Below are 20,414 nucleotides of genomic sequence, written 5' to 3' on the forward strand. Positions count from 1 at the left end.
ATCTGACCAACTCCTTTCATGGTAAGGGCTGGTCAGATTATGCCTCCTGTTTCGAGTACTTTTCTTACGTGAGGCAACGGGGTAGCTTCGAGTACATTTTTGGTGAGGCAACGCGCCGGCTTGACAGGGTGGCAGGGGGGGGTACAATTGCGGCGACGGAGCTAGACCCCTCGCCGCTAGTGAGATTGGCGAGAAATAGGAGGTAGTGATGCAGAAGAGATTAATCTTTACAGCTGCTGTCTTCGTTTTGGCAGTCGCCGCTGTTGCTGCGGTCCCTCCGGCAGATAATCCCACCGAAGGAATGATGCTGGGGACGTGGACCAGGCTGAAGGACGTCAACGGCCAGCCCAGCGGCAAGGCGGTAAAGGGCGGAGGCGGAATAATCGTGCTCGGCGGCAAAGTGTATCTTGTCCTCGGCAATAACAAGCCCGATTTCATGAAGTACTCGATCGCCGCCAACACCTGGGTTTTCGCCTGCTCGATTCCACTGGGACCTGACAAGAAGAAGGCCAAGAAAGGCGCCTGGATTGTAAATGACGGTCAGCACGTGTACGTGCTGAAAGGGGGTGGAACAAACGAGTTCTTTCGCTATGACACGCTGGCGAACTCGTTTGAGTCGTACGCTTCCCCGGACTTCACCAAGGGCGTGAAGAATGGTGCTGCGGTATGCGTCGAGTATGCTGGCAAGAAGTACATCTATGCGCTGAGCGGGTCGAATACCAACGAATGGAAACGGTTCAATCTGGAAACTAGAGGCTGGGAACCGGCTTCGCCTGCGTCGCTGCCCGTCGAGAAGGCCAAGGCTGGAAGCGGCCTAACTAGCGACGGCGCCGGTAATGTCTTCTTCATTACCTACTGCGACGGAGAAAACCGACTGTTCAAGACCAACATCGGTACGTGGACCGGGTCATGGACTTCGGCGCGGTCTCTGCCGTCAGCCGCGCCCGGGATGTCATCCAAACGCAAGAAAGTGAAAGAGGGTGCTTGCCTTGAATACTATGACGGCAAGGTCTGGGCGGTGAAGGGCGGCAGTACCAGGGAGTTTTGGGTGTACGTGCCGGAGCGCGATTCCTGGGGGTATGTCGGCGAGGTAGCAAACGGAGTAAGTGCCGAGGGCATCAAGTGCGGCCGGTCCCTGGCTGCGGGCACTAATGGTCTGTACTGCATCATCGGCAAGAATACCAATGAATTCTGGCTCTACAATCCTGCCGGGATTTTCGCTAGTTCATCTGAGCCCGGTGTTACTGGACGGCGGATGTCTTCAACGCAAGTGCAGGTCACGGCTGCCAGCCATGCTGCCGGTCTGGTTCAGGTCCACTACTCAGGAAAAGGACAGGCGCTCTTGACCGTGCGCAATTGCCTTGGTCAGCACGTGTGGTCTGGTACGAGCAGCAGCGGGACGTTCATCATCCCCGGGCTGCAGCCGGGTTCCTACTTTCTCGGGCTTACAACCTTGGGCCACGCTGAGTCGCGGAAGCTGACAATTCTCAGGTAGCCCGTCGGTTCCGAGGGGGACCAGATGTCGCCCAGAGCCCTAAAGGGGTCGGGTTCTGGTCGAACCGAGTAGACGAGGTCGGAGATGTCCATATACCTGACTGCCATGCTGGTTCTTGGTCAGTTTTGGCAGACAGGACCACAGACCGGGTTCCGCTTCACGCGCTTCGATGGCGAGTACTCATCTCAGACCGGCAAGGTGTATTTTCTGGGCGGCCGACTGGCTGATGATGATACTGACGGTTCAGTCTGGTGCTTTATCCCGGACAGCGGCACCTACCGGGACACAAGAGTGGAAATGCCGATACCTGTGTCCAACTACACGATTTGTGGGCTCAGGGACGGTTACGCTCCGTCCGACAGCTTCGGTTTCTACATTGTCGGTGGTCGGCGCAGCCGGGGCCAGAAAACCGATGCAGTGCAAGCATATTACCCGGTCACAAACAACGCACGCAGTGTCTCGACCGACCTTCTGCCGATGCGCATCGGCAACCGGATACCAATACCCGGCGCAGCCGCGGTCTGTGGTAACAAGCTGTATGTGTTCGGCGGTTTCAACGAGTCGCTGGCTCCGTACCTAACCGGCGAGACCTGGGTATTTGACCCGATGGGCCCAGTAGGCGCGTGCTGGTCCCGGGTGGTCGGTGCAGACCTTAGCCTGCCCCGTTGCTACATAACCTCTGCCGTTGTCAACGGAAAGATATATGCACTAGGCGGATGCACCTTTGTTCCAAACGTGCTTACACCTAGACGTATCTGCGAAGTATTCGACCCAGCCAATCCTAGTGCTGGCTGGAGGAGAATCGCCGACCTTCCGGATTCCTCGGCCGAGACCCGTGCTTTCGGTTTTGACTCGACCGGTCCGGCCGGATTCGCCAACCGGATAGTCTTGGCCGGAAACGGTAAGTGGCCGAGTGAAACCAACCAGTGCTTCATCTACGACACAAAAACAGACTCTTGGGCCACGTTTCCTAGTCTGCTGCAGGCCAGAAAACACCACGCTGCTGCCCTAATACCTGCTCCCGGCCAGGGAGGTCGGATATGGCAGATGTGGGTATTTGGAGGAAGACAAGGGGCCGACACCGCTGTGCTCAAAAGTGCGGAGTTCTACAACCTGCCGCCCGGTGTGGCTGAGCAGGGTGATACGAAGATCAGGACTCACACGCTTGCACTCAAGTCCGGCCCTTTCACCCGCAGACTTTCTGTCCGTTACTCAGTTCCTAGCGCTTCTGAAGTAATGCTCGTCCTGCTTGGCCCGGACGGTAGAGTGGTGCAGGAGTTGGTGCGCGGGTATAAGTCTGCAGGAGTGTATGAGATCGGCTGTGACGCGGCCAAACTTTCGGCCGGCGTGTATCTGGTCCATTTCTCGGACGGTCAGCATAGCGAGACTGCGAAAGCCGTGAAAGCAAGATGAGAATACAGGCGCGGGGCATAACCGAATCATCCGACGATTCGGAGTGTGCCCCAAGCCAACCGTAGGAGGCGCAATGACCCGCCTATGTTTGTTTCTGGTACTGGTTTCGGCTGTCTTGGCCGGTAGGATGGTGCCGGAACTTGAAGAGATACTCGCCACAGCGCGGCCAGATGAAATGATTCCGGTCATCGTACACCTGAAAGAAAAGGCCGACCTGTCTGTGTTGGATGGTGCGACACGGGAGCAGAAGGTGGAGTACTTGAAGACTTGGGCTGACCGCACCCAGGCATCGCTGCTCGAATTCTTACGCACCACAACAGCCACAGACATCAAACCCTTCTGGCTCTCCAACTGCATCGCGCTGAAGGCAAGACCGGACGAAATCCATACCATCGTAGCGCGCGGAGATGTCGAGTATGTCACGGATGACTTCGTGGTCATGTTGGTCGACTTTGGCTCTGCTTCACCTGCCGTGGAAGATGCTACCGACGACCAAGAGTGGAATCTGGATATGGTGAGGGCCCCGGAGTGCTGGGCTGAAGGTTACACAGGAGAGGGAGTCGTCGTCGGAACAGTCGACACCGGGCTGGACGACACGTACGGGCTCTGCGTTGGTTTCTATGATGCGGTGAATGGAGAGTCGTACTCCTACGATGACAATGGCCACGGCACCCACGTAGCAGGCATCATAGCAGACTACTGGTGGGCCTGCGGCGTGGCGCCGGGCGCACGCGTCATGGCGGCCAAGGCCCTAGACCGATGGGGCGAAGGCAGGGCTTCCTGGATTCACGCCTGCTTCAACTGGTATGCCGGGCTAGGAAACAACGCACCGCGGGTCATTAACAATTCGTGGACCACTTACCGGACGATTCTTGAGTATTGGGCTGACTGCCTGAATCTACGTGCTCTAGGCATCATCTCTGTCTTTGCCATTGGCAACGAGTGGAGCAGTCCCGCTCCACCATCGTCGGACTGCGCGCCCGGCAACTACCCGACTGTCATCGGTGTTGGCGCAACTGACCAGTATGACAACGTAGCGTTCTTTTCGTGTCGTGGCCCGGCGCCGAATGAACCACCATGGAACCAGCCCCAGTACTGGGGCAGACCGGACTGGAATCTCACCAAGCCGGACATCTCTGCTCCGGGCGATGAGATTCTGTCGTGCAGAAGCAATTTCTTTGGATATCGCCGCATGAGCGGAACCTCTCAGGCCGCTCCTCATGTGACCGGGTGCATCGCACTGATGCTGGATAAGAACCCGAATCTGACCTATCAGCAGGTCTATGACATACTTCTTGACAACGCCGACCGGCCTTCTCAGGGAGACCCGTACCCCAACAGCAACTACGGGTGGGGTAGGCTCAACTGTGCCGCTGCGCTGTCGGCTGTCCCCCTATTGGAAACCGACGCGAGAACCGTTCGTGTCCCATTGCGTCAGTGGGTGATCAGCGGAGTTCCGGTCACCGTTCAGGCCATAGTGCAGAACTGCGGGTCCGTGCCTCAGCTCGGCTTCCCCGTGAAACTACAAATCACCGATTCCACCGGGGCTGTCGTGTACGAAGATCTGGACGAGTCCAGCGGGTCTCTTGCCAGCCGCGAGCAAGACACCGTTGTGTTCTCGCCAGACTGGTCGCCTCCGGTACCAGCAGGGCGCCAGGACCGGTACAGGATCTCGGTCTGGACAGAACTGACCGGCGACATGAGAACCGCCAACGACACACACATTGTGAGTCTTCGAGTTGTGCGAGAACCTTTCATTCCTCCCTATTTAGAAAAGTTCTACGGTTGGGGACCACTCGGCGACAACCCTCTGCCTGGCTGGCGTATCATCGCCGGCGGGACAGAGCCCGTACCTACCTGGAACACTAATGACTGGCACAAGAGCGGAAGTAAAGCCCGCATCTACTCGGACCCCGATTACCTCGACTTCGAGCAAACTCGAGATACGCTCATGACCCCTCTCCTTGATTGCTCCGGCACCGGCCCGTACGGCATAGCGTATGACAACAATTTCCAAGATGAAGATGGAGTTGACGAAGACACAGCCTTCGTGCTGCTCAGCGCCGACGGCGGTTCTTCCTGGGTAGTGCTGGGATCACAGAAGGACTGCGCAGTCGACTCCCGCACGGGGTACGACATCACCTCACTTGCTGCCGGCCACGCGGACGTGCGTATCGCCTTTGTCGCTCACTTCGGCGAACGAGGCCGCACGATGTGGAGAATAGATGATTTCGCATTCTCCACCCAGAGGGAATGGTTTGGCACGGAGCTCGATTCCATTCCCCTGGGGCCGAAGAAGCGCAGAGTGAAGGCCGGTGGCGCGCTGGCGGTTGCGCGGAACAGGTTCATCTACGCACTCAAAGGGAACAACACCAACGAGTTCTACGTATACGATATTCGGAATAACAAGTGGACGTTTGCCGATTCCGTCCCTTGTCCGGCCGAGAAGAATGTGAAAGCCGGTGCCGCGCTAGCCTGCGACGGCGAGCGATACGTTTATCTCCTAAAGGGCAACAAGACCAAGGAATTCTGGCGCTTCGACACAGAACGCGGAGATACTATCTGGAAAAGATTACCAGATGTGCCAGGAGAAAAGGGAATCAAGGCAGGCTCGGGGCTCGCCTATCTGCGAAGCAAGGGGACTGAGCGAGTGTACTGCTTGAAAGGAAAAACCAGAGAATGGTACGCCTTTGACTGCAAGACCGGACACTGGCTCACTGACCTCGAGTCCGCGCCGGGCGGGGCCCGAGGCAAGGCCTTCAAGAGGGGGAGTTGCCTTGCTGCCGGACAGGATGCGGTGTTTGCTCTCAAAGGAATGAGCAGGAACCACGACCGCCAAACGGAGTTCTACTGCTACTTGCCGCACACCGGCAAGTGGGTCATCCTCGACAGTCTCCCGGCCACGATTCCCGTCAGCGGTAGCTACCCTAAGGACGGTGCCGCACTGGCCTGCGACCAGGAGAACAACAGGGTCTATGCGCTGTACGGCGGCGGCAGCAGCCTCTTCCGGTATTACCACTATGCAAGCGACAGCGCTAATGTCTGGGGAGCGTGGGACACTGCGCGGAAGGCATCCTCGGCAGCGGGGTTGCACTACATAAAACAGGGCGGTGCGGCCGCGTGCGCGGACGGCATCCTCTACGTCCTCAAGGGTAACAACACGCTGAAGTTCTGGGCGGTGACGCCCGGGTTGAACATTGAGGAACTCGCTGCCCCACCCCCCTGGTTGCCTGGCTCCGGCTCCCAGTCGGCCAAGACAGCCGCATCGGTTGTCTCGGCCGTGAACGGGAACCTGGTTTTCGGTGAGGACCTCCGCACTTCTGGCCCGATACGTCTGACGCTAGTTGATGTCGTTGGCCGCAGACTCAAGACGGCCGAGGTCAACCAGCAGGAAGTGGCGCGTACAGGAGCGGCAATGCTCGACCTGAAAGGAATGGCACCTGGCGTCTACATCCTGCGCCTGGAGGCGGACGGCGTCTGCAGGTCCCGGAAGCTGGTGGTGGTAAGATGAGCGCGCCTGGTGTTGCGAGCTGCCCGAGAAAGCCACAGTTGTATTCGACCGCGAAGAAGCACTCAACAGGAAGACCAACCAAAGGAGGTAGGATGGCCAAGCTCAGGTTTGTGCTGCTACTGGTGGCGCTGTGTTCGATTGCGCTGCCGCAAGTCAAGGTTCTTCTGTACGACTTTGAGCCCCGCGGGGTTGAACTCGGGTTCGTCAAGACCAACACCCAGTTGCTGCGGGACGCACTGAACGGAACCTACAAGTTCATCGTCGTAGACCCCAGACCCGGGACATCGTGCTATGGCGTTGTTGCGGCCGCAGAATCGGCCAGGGTGTATGGGGCCGACAACGCGCTGGTGGGCAACATAATGAGCATCGGCGGCCAGCAGATAATGACCTATCAACTGGTGGACGCGTCTTCGGGTGCGCTGGTTCTGCAGGACCGGGTAACGCTGCCCGATGTGCAGGAACTGCCGGTTGTGGCCGAGCGGGTTGCCTCGTCTCTGGCCGAGAAAAAGCCCTATGCCGAGACTGTGGAACCGGAGAAAATGACCTCGGCTGAGGTTGGACCGAGGTTCAAGCATCCCCGTCAGCCCTATGCCAGCCTGTTTCTGACCGCCGGGTACCAGTTCCATCCCGCCGAAAGCGGACGAGACTCGATGGTCGAGAACTACAGCTTCTCGCCGAACCTGTTCAATTTGAACATGGCGGTGAGCTTTGAGACCCAGCAGATGCTGACTATGCTCCAGATGGGGTTGATGCGGGGTCGTCAGGGAGAGGCGGACATCAACTTTGACCTGTTGAGTCACTACGTTCTCGGTAAGAGCGACTTTGCACCGATAATGGGTGGCGGTATCGGCGTGACCAGGTTTTCCTGGCGCGATACGACCAAGCCCGACAACAAAGCTCACGACGACGGGATGTCGGTTTCTGCCGGAGTCGGATTCCTGGCCCTGCGGACTTACTACTTCCGGTTGATGACTACGGCGTACGGCAAGTGGACCTTCACCAACCAGTGGGGTGCGGTGCCGAGCGTGCGCGTGGCATTCGGCGTGACCACACCAACGCTCGGGCCTGACGCGACGGTCAGGATGGGTCCGGGATGCGTCGGTGCGGTCATCGGAGGGTTCTTCATCACCGGGCTGGTCATCGCGCTGGCCTCGTAGCGCGTGGCAAGAATGTTCGATAGGACGGGTCCGTTAGGCAAGAGTCAACAAAAGGAGGCTGGTTGTGACAAGGGTAAGCATTCTTCTGCTGGCACTAACAGGGGGTCTTGCCGTTCTCGCTGCCGGTTGCGGCACAGTTTCGTCGGTCCGGGCACTGCGCAAGGGGCAGTCCGCACTTGGAGTCGGGCTGGGCGGGCCGGTTGCGCACGTGGCCGGGATGGACATTCCCCTTCCTTACACGGTGGCGCGATACCGGTACGGAGTGAACGACAAGTCGAGCATATACGCGGGCGGACACTTGATGGTCGCGGCACTGGGCGTGGCCGGGCTTGAGGCCGGCTGGGCCTGGCATCCTTTGACCCAGAAGAAATACAGGCCCGCGGTCAGTGCGAGCGCGGGGCTTGCGGCCCTGGTGAAGTCCGGGGACGGGCACGCCCTGTTCCCCCAATTGGATGTGACCGGAAGCTACCTATTGGGTGACAGGTCCCTGACCTACTTCGGCATTCAGAGCATGTACCAGCTCGCAGACAAGCCGTATGCCGTGTTCGCACCTTTCGTCGGCGAGGAGGTGAGGCTCGGGTCACGGGTCTCGCTGTGCGCTGAAGCGAAGTGGTATGCGCCGACTGAGAAGGCCAGTCCCAGGAGCGTGGACTACCGTATCCCGATTGCCGGACAGGGCGCGGTCGGGTTTGTGCTTGGAGTCAACTATCAGTTTGGGGGATGGTATGAGTAGTCAGAGCAAGCCACAGGTTACAGGTTACAAGTTACAGGTAAGGACCGCGGTGGTGGCACTTTGCCTTGTGCTGTTGGCCGGATGTATGAGTCTGGACGCGTTCTTGTTCGAGCCGACGCAGGTGGGTGAGTATCTCCGGCCCGAAGATATGGACTCAGACTGGCACGTGCGCTGGGTAATTCCTGACTCGCTGATTGAGACTGTTTCACTTCAGTCTGAGAATGGCAATACCATCTACGGGTTCTTCGTCCAGGCACAGCCTGATACCGGCTTCTCCCTGAGCGTACCGACTGTTCTCTACTGCCACGGCCGCGGGGAGAACATCAACCGTTATTGGGGCCGGGTGGAGTTGCTATGGGAAATGGGGTACAACGTTTTCATTTTCGACTACCAGGGCTATGGCAAGAGTGAAGGCTCGGCCTCGGGCGAGGCGTGTTATGCCGACGCCCGGGCCGCGCTTGACTACGTACGTGGCCGCGGGGACGTGGACACGACCAAGGTGGTCTACTACGGCTGGTCTCTGGGCAGCTTCGTTGCCACGTACCTGGCCGCAGACGTACGCCGGCCGGCCGCGTTGGTACTGGAAAACCCGATTGCCTCTACCTCGGCGCTGGCGAAGGAAGGGTCGGTGCTGGCGATTCCGGGCAGTTTCGTGGCCAAGGCTGATTTCGACAATGAACGCCGCATCCCTCTGGTGGACGCCCGGGTGATGATAGTCTACGGCAAGAAGGATGTCACGGCGGTGCCCAAGTGGCATGCTGAGGTGCTGATAGAAAAGGCGAAGGGCAAGGTGCCCGAACTCAAGGTCGAGGTGGTCGCCGAAGCCGACCACTCAGACCTGCCCGAAGTGATGGGCTATCCGACCTATCGTAAAGTAGTATCTGACTTCATTGGAAGATAATGTTCTCAAAGACTGGAAAGGAGTAGTACCATGCACAAAGCAACAGCCTTGCTATCACTGTTTGTATCGGTCAGTTTGAGCCAGGAAAAGGCCGCAGTATTCGAGTTCCAACCTACCGGCGTGGATACCGAGTACGCGCGTCTGGCAACTGTGCTGCTGTGCGAACGACTTGAGGCCCTCGGCGCTTTCACCCTAGTCAGTCCAGAGTCCGGAACTCGGTCGGCAACGGTAGAAGAGCAGGTTGCGACCGGGCGGGCGCTTGGCGTCCAGAAGGTGGTGAGCGGAGGTATTGCTGGAGTAGGCACGAAACTGATTATTTCGTACCGTCTGATTGACGTGCCCGCTGGGAAGGTAGAGTTGAGTGACCGAGCTACGCTCGGGTCAATGGATGAGATGGACCTGGTTGTTGAGCGGATTGCGCAGGCCATCAAGAACCGGACGCCATTCAGCAGCACTGCCGAGGTCGGTAGGTTCGCTAGCCAGGAAAGAAAGGGGCGGGCCGCGGGCAGCTCGGTTTTCTTGACTACAGGCTACACTTTTCCTCTTGTGCAACAGATACCGGCCGACCCCGGCATGATGCTCTTCACACTTGATGCAGCAGTGACATATGAAACGCCGGACGTTCTGGTCCAAGGCTTGATGGGTCTGAAACGGGGAAAGAACTCGTACAACGAGCTTTATTTCGACCTCCTGGTGCACAAGCTCTTCTCCAAGTTAGACGTGACTCCGTACGTAGGCGGAGGAGTCGGGGTACACAAGCTGTCGTGTGTGAAGCCCGGGCAGGACGACGAGACCGAGGACGACGGACTGGCACTCATTGGCAGTGCGGGAGTCATTCTGTTCCGGACCCAGTATTTCAGGGTGATGGGCAACCTCAAGGGAACCGTTGTTTTCACAGAAAACTTCGGCACCAACTCCTTCGCCTCGTTCGGCTTCGGGCTTTCCTCGCCCACCTTTGGCCCGGGCAGTGAAGTGAACATGCCTGCACCCTGCGTCTTCGGATGCCTGGGTGCATTCTTTCTCACTGGTGTGATTGCCGCGCTCGCGAGCTAGTCAGGGAGTGGCGATGACAACGGGCAAAGCAGCGTCTCTGGCCCTGGCGGTCTTGGTATCGGGTGCCGCAACACTGCCAGCTTGCAGGTCAACTCGACCCGCACTGGTGCGGTCATTGGGTACAACCTCAGTCGGTCAAAGTACGCACCTATGGGATTCAACAGCCGGTTGGGCCCACCGGAGCTGGCTGTGAAGCTGGAGCGGTTGTCCGACAATTCGAGCCGAACCACCTTTGACGCAAGGCGCGCGAACGTGAGACCCTAAGGGAGGACAGATGCTGAACTGTGGAAAGAAGCTGTCTGTAGTTGTGTTTCCAGTACTCTCGGTGGTCGTGCCAGGTGGTGTTCTTGCCGACGGACTGCGTTTGCCGCACGAGCCCCCACCTAATCCCTCGTTTGGCATAATTGTCGCAGAAGCCGGCGGGGCGGTGGTCGTGGGCGCAGTTGCTGGCGCAGGTTTGGGGGTGGTCTGCGCTGCAAGCCGCTTCCCGGCCCGAGGGGAAGGAGGATGGCTGGACCTAAGCGGTTACGCTAACCTGTTCATTGGTGGAGTTGTCGGCTACACGGTCGGAACTCCAATCGGCGTTGCGGCTGTTGGAGCCATCGCAGAGCAGCAGGGTGCGTTCCTGCCGGGATTGCTGGGGTCCACGGCAGGAACCGCCGTAACAACTGGACTTCTGTTCCTTGGCATGCATGACCTGCCTCTCCTCTTGGCTTACGCCGCACTTCCACCAGCCGGAGCGGTCATTGGGTACAACCTCAGCCGGTCAAAGTACGCATCTATGGGATTCAACAGCCGCTTGGGCCCACCAGAGCTGGCTGTGAAGCTGGAGCGGTTGCCCGACAATTCGAGCCGAACCACCTTTGATGCAAGGCTCGTGAACGTGCGGTTCTGAAATGCGGGTCGCGCGAGGGCCGTCTCAGATAGGTGGTAGTAATGGACTGTGCCCAAAGCACGGTCAGCAGATGAAGTCTAAACAAACAGGAGTAGCTATGACCAAGCAACGATGGTTCGTGATACTAGTAATGGCCATCATGGCGATGCTGCCACTTGGCTGTCCAAAGAACAATCCGCCCGACGCGCCGACTGTACCATCGGGTATCACCGCCGGCATGGTGGCGACGACGTACCAGTTCACAGCGTCGGCTGCCGACCCGGATGGCGACAGCGTGGCAGTCCGTTTTGACTGGGGCGATGGCGACACCAGCGACTGGAGTCCGTTTGTGGCGTCTGGTGACTCCGTCAGGTCGAGCCACTCGTGGGCTGCTGCCGGCACCTACCAAGTCAAGGCGCAGGCAAAGGATCCGTCTGCTCGCCTCTCAAACTGGTCCGCTTCCCACCAGATTCAGATTAATCCGGAAGGCACGCTGCTCTGGCGCTGCGTCGTCGGTAGTTCTGCCACCGGCTCGCCTGCGGTCGGGGCTGACGGCACTGTTTACGTTGGCTCGGGCGGCAAGCTCACCGCGGTCAACCCGGATGGAACAAGACGGTGGGAGTACCAGACCGGTGGCTCGGGTGGATTTGGGTCTGTTGCCCTTGCGGCTGATGGCACCATCTATGCGAGCTACTGGGTGGACGGTCTTGGCGACCAGCTCTACGCCTTCTATCCAGACGGAAGCCCCAAGTGGATGTTTCCGGTTCCCTCCGGACACGGACCAGGCTGCATCACGGTTGGTCCAGATAGCACGGTCTATGTGGTGGCCGGAGGCAATAGTGAGTTCTATGCCCTGCGGCCGAACGGGACTCTGAAGTGGGTGTTTGATATCGGGTATGAAGTTGGCGGTGACGCTGTGCCGCCGATAGGGGACGACGGCGCAGCCTACTGCGGCGGCTGGTGGAGCTATAGCCTGAGTGCGGTGTCGCCATACGGGAGCGAAATCTGGTCGTTCCATATTGATGGCGGTGTTGAGCGAGGCCCGGCAATCGGTTCTGATGGCACCATCTACGTCGGCTCGGTCGCAAACCCGATCGGCGGGTCGCAGCCGAGTTACTTCTATGCCATCCGGCCCAATGGCTCGCAGCGCTGGCGTTTCCTGGCAGACGGGCATATTCGCGTGACGCCTGCCATCGGTACAGACGGCACAATCTACTTCGGAACTCAGGCCGGCACGTTCTACGCCCTGAATCCAAACGGCACCATCCGCTGGAGTTACTCGGCAGGCGTGCGTTTCTGGGCATCGCCGCCGGTGATTACTTTCGGTGGCGTCATTTGTGTCGGGTCTAACGAAGGGCGTCTGCTGGCTTTCAACCCGGACGGCACATTGCGCTGGACCTACACTGCTGGAGGGACAATTGGACCACTCGCCATTGGCACGGACGGAACCATCTACTTCGGCTCGGCCGACGGCTACCTCTACGCTATCGTCGGGCCAGGCACCGGGAGTGCCGACGGCTGGCCCATGTTTCAGCACGACGCCAAGCACACCGGCCGGGTGGGAGGAGGCAAGTAGCGCCGGAGGCGCTGAGTGCATGTCGCTGTTCTCGTTGCGTGATGCAAGGCTCGTGAACGTGCGGTTCTAGAGGGGGATGTATGAGGAAGGACAGACGTTCGATGTGGTTCGCAGCTTTTTTCAGCATATTGCTGTGCCCGAGCTGCAAGAGGCCGTCGGCCAATACCCCACCCGGCACTCCACGTTTCGTTATGGCCACCACCAGCATTCACACTGGTTCGGCGCTCTGGTTCAACATCAGCGTATCTGACCCGGAGGGCGACAACGTCCGCGTGCGCTTCGCTTGGGACGACGGCGACACGTCTGATTGGGGCGAATACTCGCGGTACAACTGGACCGGAGAGCGGAGCTGTGTTATAGCGGACACCTATGCCGTATGTGTCCAAGCTCAGGATGCCGATGGTCTTCTGTCCGACTGGGCTGGGCCGTGTTCGGCCCTGGCGGTAACAGGCGGCAATCTTCCGCCGCATACGCCCATACTCAGCGGGCCGGACACGGTCAGCCTTGCCGCGGGTGATGGCTTCTACGTCCAAGTTACGGTCTTCGAGCCCGAGAAAGAGAGTGTTTCGTTCAAGGTGGACTGGGGAAATGGCGACGTCTGGCCTTGGGGTTCCTATTGGGAACATGGAACTTCCTGCATAATACCGCGCACCGTGCCTTCACCGGGTACATACATAGTCCGAATGCGTACCCGCGATACGAACCTCAACGAATCGTTCTGGTCTCCAGGTCACCGCATCGTCGTAGTTCCGTAGCAGGACGAGAAAATGCGTTCACATCTATCCGAACAAGGGGCATTGGTGATATGATGTGCCCAAGGCGAACATTGCGGGGTGTTATGGCACTAGGTTCGAAGCCCTGAGGTTCTGAAGGACGACGAGACTATGTTGGATACTTTGTCAGCGGGCCGGGCCGGAGAGCCGTGATGAAGATGGACTTCTGACAGGAAAGGAGTGAACATGAAACGACTAGCACTGGTGCTGCTGGGTTTTCTATCGGTCGCCGGCAGCCAGACCTTGCGATGGGTGCACCGACACGAAGGGTTCGTTGGTATTGCCAGAGCGGTTGTCTGTGGTGCGGTCAATAACATCTACGCAGCCGGGACCTGCTATGACACATTGGGTCTATCGCAGATGACCGTGGTCGGCCTGAGCCCTGCAGGCGGCCGGCGCTGGATGTACCAACGTTCTGGTTTGATTGCTTGGCCGTCAGCGCCCGACTTTGTCAGCCGCCCGCTTGCCTGCGGCACGGACGGTAACCTGTACGTTGCCGGGGCTGCCCTTGACACGGCAGGAGGTTCAATGGAGAAGTACGACTTCACAGTCCTCAGCCTCACGGCGAGCGGGCAGGAGCGCTGGGTGTACAACTATGCCGGTCCGACCGATAGCGGCGGTTTCGCCCAGGCAGTTGCGCAAGGGGTGGACGGAAACGTCTACGCGGCCGGTTACTGCCAAGTTGGCTTCTATGACTTGGATTTCGCCGTGGTCAGCTTGACTTCTACCGGTCAGCAGCGCTGGGTGTACCGTTACCCTGGCCCGGCCGGATACTACGAAATGGCCACCGCAGTTGTTTGTGGTGCTGACAGCAATATCTATGCGGCCGGTTTCACCGGGCCGGATACTGCGGTACGCCTGACCGTGGTAAGCCTGACTCCGGGAGGCGGCGTGCGCTGGGTCTATCGTCACGACAGCCTTGGGCCCGGCTTGGGTTACGTCCGGGCATTGGCCTGCGGGCCGGACGGCAGCGTTTACGTTGCCGGAGTAGTGTGGACGGCAGGCGGTGGTGCCGACTTCGCGATTGTCAGCTTGACACAGACTGGAGCTGAGCGTTGGGTGTACCGGTACAACGGAACGGGAAACGACAATGAGGCATACGCAGTGGCATACGGACAGGACGGCAACATCTACGCATCTGGTTACAGCGTCGGGAGCGACAGCGCGTACGACATCGCGGTTGTAAGCCTTGCTCCAGCAGGAGGCGAGCGATGGACATACCGGTGCCGGACATATGGAGGCCAAGGGTATGATTATCCCCTGGCACTTGGTACTGACGGCAACGTCTATGTTGGCGGCACCAGCTATACCGACAGCACGTCGTATGACCTGACTGTTCTCAGCCTGACGCAGGCAGGCAGCGAAAGGTGGGTCTGCCGGTACAACGGGCCTGAGAATCACGTGGACGCTGCCGCGGCGCTTGATTTCGGAGCCGACCGGAATGTCTACGTCGCCGGGATGAGCGGGATGCAGTTCACCGTTATCAGTCTCAATCCGGCCTCAGGAATCGAGGGAGGCTACAAGCCGCAAGCTTCAAGCTTCAAGCCAAAAGCCACCATTGTCCGAAATTGCTTGTCCTTGCCTGAAGCGGTCGGCGGTCGGTGGTCAGCGGTGGGCGCTTGTTTGCTGGATGCGAGCGGCCGGAAGGTGATGGACCTGTTGTCAGGCCCGAACGACGTGAGCGGGCTTGCGCCCGGCGTGTACTTTGTGAAGGAGGCCCAAGCACAAGCTCAAGCCGTTCGCAGAGTCGTCATAGCAAGGTAGGAGAAGATGGCCAGGCTGCCATTCGGGCTGCATAAGCGTAGCCGAAGAGAGGAGCTTCTTATGGTAAGAACCGTGACCAGGTTGTGGCTGCCTTACTGCTTGACCCTGCTCATCTCCGGCTGTATGAGTTCGGGTCTGTATGAGACTGCACGGACTTCGCCGCCCGGCCAGCTGGAGCATATCCTTGCGGTCGAGTTGAAGGCCGACGTGCGAAAGCTGAGCGGCATTCCTCACTTGGACTGGTGGTCTGGGGATTTTCACCCGGCTCCGATGTACGCTCTGCGCCTCGGGCTTTTTCGTAACTGCGATTTGGGACTGAGGCTTGGGCTGGGCGCGGCAGGGCTCTCAGCCAAGTACACGTTCTGGGATGGTGAGCCGGCATTCGCCTTGGTCGCGGACGCTGCCGGATCGTTTGCCATCCTACCGATGGCGTTCGCCGACACCCGCAAGCGGCTGGGCGGTAGCCTGCTTGTCAGCGGAGGAACCGGCGTGGTCGGATATGCGGCTTCGCTCGGAGCCGGCTACCGAAGGGAAGAAAGCAGTTTCGAGTTCGGCAGGAGCGATGAACAGTCCTGGGACATCATCGCCAGCGGCGGCCTTCCGTTGATGCTGGGAGACCGGGTGCGCATAATGCCGGTGCTGTCTGCCGGCGTGCCGGTCTGGACCCGGTACCTGGAGTGGGACTTCGCCGAGAGTACTGCGGTCTATCCGAATCCCGACGTCCGGCGCCTGACACTCTCCGCAGGCATCAGCGTGTCTTTGGTAGCGCCGCGGGATGACTGGGAACCGTGGGCTCCGGGCAGATAGAGTCGTACGCACCACGGCCTGTAGGGCAAGGCGAGAAGTTTGACAAGTAACAGGTAACGTATAGCTTCGCATATGTCCAAGAGAGGAATGGAAATGACCAACAGGCGGTCAAGCGGTGCTCTCATCTTCCTGGTACCGGTAGTGAGTCTCACTGGTCCGGCAATGGCGGATTCGCTCAATGTCAGGTTTGTTGGAGGCTTGGTGCTAAAGGACTCAGCTCGGGCCGCGTGCGTGCAGGTGTCCGGTAGGTACGCGTATGTCGGGACCGAGCCGACCGGCCTTCACATCGTTGACGTGTCCGACCCGCGACATCCGCAAGCGGCGGGATACATTGAGACCAGTGGTCGCGTAAGCGGTCGGCACATTCCCGGCGGAGGCCACGCGCTTGTGGTTCAGGGTGACGACGGAAACAGAGTCATCAGCATCGCCGATTCGCTGAATCCAAAGGAGGTTGTGGCTGATAGTCTGCCCGGGGTCGAAGCAAGAGGATTCTGCGGCATCGGGAATTACGAGTTTGTCATAGGCTTTGAGGGCGGGAACAGGGAAGATAACTGCCTCGTTGTCTATGATGTGTCTGACACCGACAGTCTGAGAGAAGCAGGGTTCTACGAAACGCCGGGACGGTTTGACTATTACCCGGGCGGCTTTGACGTGGATGTCGCAGGCGGGTACGTGTACGTGGCAGACGGCAGCGCCGGGTTGCAGGCATACGAGTTTACCGGCCGGTCCCTGCACGGATTGAGCAGAGACAGTTCCGGAAGGGCAAGGGCGATTATTGACGAAGGCCCTTGCGCCGAGAACCCTGGTCAGAGGGGTCCCAACGTTATCTCAGATGGCGATGGGTTTCTTGTTGCTTGGATGGATAACCGCATTCCCAGCGGCATCTACGGTACCCGAATCACCTTCGACGGGAAGGTCTTGGACCGGATGAGCATTCCGCTGTTTGTGTCAGTCAACCACACAGCAGAAGAACCCACCGGTCCCGCAATCGCATCTGCTCAGAATCGCATCCTTGTAGTATGTTCTGATGCGGAGGGTTGCGCCGAAAGCGGGCTGCGCGGGAAAGTGCTTGCCTTGCCAGGACTCGCGTGCCGAGCCGTGGGCATCGCCAAGTCGTCTGGCATCAGGAGCGAATCCCAATCAGTCGTTGCCGGCCCAGATGGATTCATCGTGGTATGGAGAGAAGGGTTGGACAAAGGGGACCGTGATGCGATCCGTTCCGTTCGCCTGTCTTCCGATGGTGTAGTGCTGGACTCGCCCGCCGTCACCATTGCGCGATCATCATCATCCTGGGACAGAACGTGTGTTGTTTGGAACGGTACTAGTTTTCTCGTGGTTTGGTCAGATGACTCCGTCATTGTTGCGATGCGTCTGGATGGGTCAGGAGCGACACTGGATACCGGTCCGATACTCATTGCCAATGGTTCTGGAAGCAAGACTAACCCTGCTGTGTGTTCTGACGGTAGAGATTTCTTCGTAGCCTGGGAGAGAGAAGAAGGTGGTATCCACGGAGCCATAGTGACTTCCGACGGTACCGTGGCCGGTACCTTGGTCGTATCATTTGTGGGAAGCGAACCGGCTCTGGCATTTGATGGAGCGGATTACCTGGTTGCGTATTCAACCCTGGACCGTATCAGGGTTCGTCGAGTTTCGACTATGGGCGTGGTGCTTGATTCTGAACCGCTGACGTTGGGACGAGGCCCGAATTGTCTCTCGCCCGCAGTGGCTTCCCTAGATACTGTCTCTCTGGTTGTTTGGTCGGACGGTGGCGGTGCGCACAAGGTCCACGGCGCCCGAATCAGTACGGACGGCGCAGTCATAAACGCGTCGGCCATCCCAATATCACGACCGGACCCAAGCCGTAGCCGCTGTCGATAGGCTTTTCCCGTTACTGACAGGAGGTATCCTGGGGCATTCGCTGTAGGTGATTAGGGTTCTACGCCGACGAGCCGAACCTGAACACGCGGGTTTTTCGCTACGGCCAAGGTCCTTCGTTGGTCGAGGCTGAGCCGGGCCTCTGAGCGCGAAAGCGCCGTGGCTGGTGCCGATTGTGGGACCGAAGGGGCACAAACATTTTGTCAACGGCAATGGTTTTTCGTGCGTTACTCGGTCCCACTGCCGGGTGCCGAACGCTCGGCGTAGGTGGTTCGGTCAAAGGCAGATTTAGCGTTTGCCGCGCGGGGGCAGCCGTCGAACTAATGCTTGACTTGCAGGCCGGGGGTGAGTATAGTTAGTAATGGCTAACAATGTTAGAAGTATCACACATCAGGCTGAGCTCGGGCCGAGCGGCGAGGACTATCTCGAGGCCGTTCTGGTTGTGAGCCGCAGACCCGGCCCGGTCAGGGTAACGGCGCTGGCAAGGCAACTCGGCGTAAGCAAGCCTTCGGTCGTGTCGGCCTTAGCCGGCCTTGAGGCCCGGGGTCTGGTTCGGCACGAGCGGTACGGCGGAGTGGAGTTGACGGTTCGGGGCCGACGGGTAGCACGGGAGGTGGACCGGCGCCACCGGTTGCTCTGCGTGTTTCTTACGGAGGTGTTGGGGGTGAGCCCCAGGGTCGCAGAACAGGATGCCTGCCGGCTGGAGCACCACTTGAGTCCGGAGACAGTCGCACGACTGCTTTCTTTCGTTCAGCGCGGCCAGCGAAGAAGGTGGCATTGATGCACGGTAATCTTGTGTTTGCGCTGGTCCTTTCCGGGCTTGCGTCGCTTGCGACCGCCTTCGGTAGCCTGCTCGGGATGATGCTCCAGCGGCCGGGACCCAGGATGATGGCTTTCGCACTTGGGTTCTCAGCCGGGGTGATGATGTTCGTGTCGTTTGCCGAGTTGCTCAGCACCGGAATTCACGACCTCGGATTTCTGCCCGCGGTCGGCGCGTTCTTTGCCGGGATGGTGGTAATGTACGTGATTGATGCGGTCGTGCCCCACCGGTTCATCAGTGAACAGACCGACCGTGCGGCGCCACAGGGTGAAGCGTGCCCGGACCTCGCGGCAGGACTTGGCGGCCTCAGGGGTCAGCATCGGCACCGGTACGGCTGGGGCCGCGAACAACGGGCGGCGTTGATCCGTGCCGGGATTCTGATTGCCATCGGCATTGGCATGCATAATCTGCCTGAGGGCATGGCAACGTTCATGGGCGCAATCAAGAGTCGTGGTCTGGGACTTGCAATCGGCAGCGCCATCGCACTTCACAACATCCCTGAGGGGCTGGCGGTTGCCCTGCCGATTTTCTGCGCAACCGGCTCACGCCGGAAGGCGTTCGGGTGGGCGTTCTTGTCCGGGGCAGCAGAGTTTGTCGGCGCGTTGCTTGCGGCCGCGGTGCTGATGCCGCTTCTGACCCCGACTTTTCTTGCGGTGATGTTGGCTTCAGTCGCCGGGCTGATGGTGTTCATCGCATTCGATGAGCTGATACCCGGCTCGTATGCGTATGGCTTCGAGCACGCCAGCGTCATTGGTATCATTGCCGGGATGGGGCTAATGGCCGTCTCAATCCTGGTGCTGCGTTAGACCGGTTGATTTCAGGAGCTGGGTCGGCTAGACTTCGGGATTCAGGAGAGAACGATGATGAAGACCGTTGTCATTTGGCTGTGTGCCGTTGCGATGCTGGTCGCGGCGGAGAGTGTGCAGGTCAGAGCTGTGTCTGACGGCGACACATTTCTGACCGCCGACAGTCAGGCAGTCAGGTTGCTTGGGATTGATGCGCCGGAGATATACCAGCCGGGCGGTGACATCGCAAGAGACATGCTCGGCCGGTACGTGGTCGGCCGGACCGTGCGACTTGAGTCGGACAGAGAGGACAAGGACAAGTTTGGTCGGCTGCTGCGCTATGTGTATCTGGGCGACACATTCGTGAATGCCGAACTCGTGCGCAGGGGTTACGCAGCGTTCCAGCCGTTTCAGGAGAGTCTCAGGTTCGCGGACACGCTGGCAAAGCTGGAGGAGACCGCGGCCAGAATCGGCCGGGGACTTTGGGCGTTCAACGTTTTCACGCCGCCGACGATGAAGCTGTTGAACCAGAAACTGGGCGAGGTCCGAGCTGATTCAGGGGGGCTGTTGGTCGTGCCCTATACTAAGGCCGACAGTTTCATCGGCCGGCTGGTCACGGTCGAGGGATTCGTGGTTGACACATACCGGTCGGACAAGGTGCTGATACTGAATTTCCATCAGGACTATCGGAATTACTTCAAGGCAGTGGTGTTCGCGACTGACCTGGTGAAGTTCCCGCCAGCGCCCGAAGATTACTATAAGAAGCGGTTCGTGCGCGTGACCGGTATTGTTAAGGAATACAAGGGAGCGCCCGAGATGATTATCAAGGACCCGGAGCAAGTCCAGATTGTCGAGGAGTGATGTCCGCAGATTGCCG

Annotated in this window: 17 protein-coding genes; all 17 read left to right on the plus strand. The window is 59.1% G+C overall.

Translation table 11 applies throughout. From position 1 onward, the window contains the following. Nucleotides 1–206 (plus strand): hypothetical protein (locus ABIL25_06100; GenBank protein MEO0081846.1); only part of this gene is annotated, 206 nt, incomplete at its 5' end. Between the two features lie 2 nt (nucleotides 207–208). Then, nucleotides 209–1,495: a hypothetical protein gene (locus tag ABIL25_06105; protein MEO0081847.1), complete on the plus strand. Its 1,287-nt coding sequence runs from the start codon at nucleotides 209–211 to the stop codon at nucleotides 1,493–1,495. Nucleotides 1,496–1,579: 84 nt separating this feature from the next. Then, entirely contained in the window at nucleotides 1,580–2,908 is a 1,329-nt protein-coding gene (locus ABIL25_06110) for a hypothetical protein (protein MEO0081848.1), read from the plus strand. A gap of 73 nt (nucleotides 2,909–2,981) precedes the next feature. After that, nucleotides 2,982–6,419 (plus strand): S8 family serine peptidase, encoded by a 3,438-nt coding sequence (locus tag ABIL25_06115; GenBank protein MEO0081849.1) that lies wholly within the window; start codon nucleotides 2,982–2,984, stop codon nucleotides 6,417–6,419. A 92-nt stretch (nucleotides 6,420–6,511) separates the two neighbouring features. Beyond that, nucleotides 6,512–7,576, plus strand: a complete 1,065-nt coding sequence (locus tag ABIL25_06120) for a hypothetical protein (GenBank protein MEO0081850.1) — start codon at nucleotides 6,512–6,514, stop codon at nucleotides 7,574–7,576. A 64-nt stretch (nucleotides 7,577–7,640) separates the two neighbouring features. Continuing rightward, entirely contained in the window at nucleotides 7,641–8,309 is a 669-nt protein-coding gene (locus ABIL25_06125) for a hypothetical protein (GenBank protein MEO0081851.1), read from the plus strand. Beyond that, complete coding sequence (locus tag ABIL25_06130) at nucleotides 8,302–9,210, plus strand: alpha/beta fold hydrolase (protein ID MEO0081852.1); 909 nt, start codon at nucleotides 8,302–8,304, stop codon at nucleotides 9,208–9,210. The genes ABIL25_06125 and ABIL25_06130 overlap by 8 nt, the downstream gene beginning before the upstream one ends. A 30-nt stretch (nucleotides 9,211–9,240) precedes the next feature. Then, nucleotides 9,241–10,263: a hypothetical protein gene (locus ABIL25_06135; GenBank protein MEO0081853.1), complete on the plus strand. Its 1,023-nt coding sequence runs from the start codon at nucleotides 9,241–9,243 to the stop codon at nucleotides 10,261–10,263. A gap of 274 nt (nucleotides 10,264–10,537) precedes the next feature. Beyond that, nucleotides 10,538–11,158: a hypothetical protein gene (locus ABIL25_06140; GenBank protein MEO0081854.1), complete on the plus strand. Its 621-nt coding sequence runs from the start codon at nucleotides 10,538–10,540 to the stop codon at nucleotides 11,156–11,158. Between the two features lie 97 nt (nucleotides 11,159–11,255). Continuing rightward, a complete protein-coding gene (locus tag ABIL25_06145) occupies nucleotides 11,256–12,713 on the plus strand; it encodes a PQQ-binding-like beta-propeller repeat protein (protein ID MEO0081855.1) in 1,458 nt (485 codons plus the stop codon). Nucleotides 12,714–12,793: 80 nt separating this feature from the next. Further along, nucleotides 12,794–13,468: a hypothetical protein gene (locus tag ABIL25_06150; protein MEO0081856.1), complete on the plus strand. Its 675-nt coding sequence runs from the start codon at nucleotides 12,794–12,796 to the stop codon at nucleotides 13,466–13,468. 204 nt (nucleotides 13,469–13,672) lie between these two features. Then, nucleotides 13,673–15,250: a hypothetical protein gene (locus tag ABIL25_06155; GenBank protein MEO0081857.1), complete on the plus strand. Its 1,578-nt coding sequence runs from the start codon at nucleotides 13,673–13,675 to the stop codon at nucleotides 15,248–15,250. 60 nt (nucleotides 15,251–15,310) lie between these two features. Then, on the plus strand, nucleotides 15,311–16,057 hold the full coding sequence (locus ABIL25_06160; GenBank protein ID MEO0081858.1) for a hypothetical protein: 747 nt from the start codon (nucleotides 15,311–15,313) through the stop codon (nucleotides 16,055–16,057). 72 nt (nucleotides 16,058–16,129) lie between these two features. After that, nucleotides 16,130–17,935, plus strand: coding sequence for a hypothetical protein (locus tag ABIL25_06165; GenBank protein ID MEO0081859.1), 1,806 nt, complete (start codon nucleotides 16,130–16,132; stop codon nucleotides 17,933–17,935). 358 nt (nucleotides 17,936–18,293) lie between these two features. Beyond that, nucleotides 18,294–18,713, plus strand: coding sequence for a metal-dependent transcriptional regulator (locus ABIL25_06170; protein MEO0081860.1), 420 nt, complete (start codon nucleotides 18,294–18,296; stop codon nucleotides 18,711–18,713). Further along, nucleotides 18,713–19,558 carry a zinc transporter ZupT gene (zupT, locus tag ABIL25_06175; GenBank protein MEO0081861.1) on the plus strand — a complete coding sequence of 282 codons (846 nt, stop codon included), beginning with the start codon at nucleotides 18,713–18,715 and terminating at the stop codon, nucleotides 19,556–19,558. Before ABIL25_06170 ends, zupT begins: the two co-directional genes overlap by 1 nt. Nucleotides 19,559–19,612: 54 nt before the next feature. After that, nucleotides 19,613–20,398, plus strand: a complete 786-nt coding sequence (locus ABIL25_06180) for a thermonuclease family protein (protein MEO0081862.1) — start codon at nucleotides 19,613–19,615, stop codon at nucleotides 20,396–20,398. Nucleotides 20,399–20,414 lie beyond the last annotated feature (16 nt).

Source organism: candidate division WOR-3 bacterium (genome assembly GCA_039801365.1).
Classification (GTDB): Bacteria; Hydrothermota; Tepidihabitantia; order Tepidihabitantales; family Tepidihabitantaceae; genus JBDRUN01.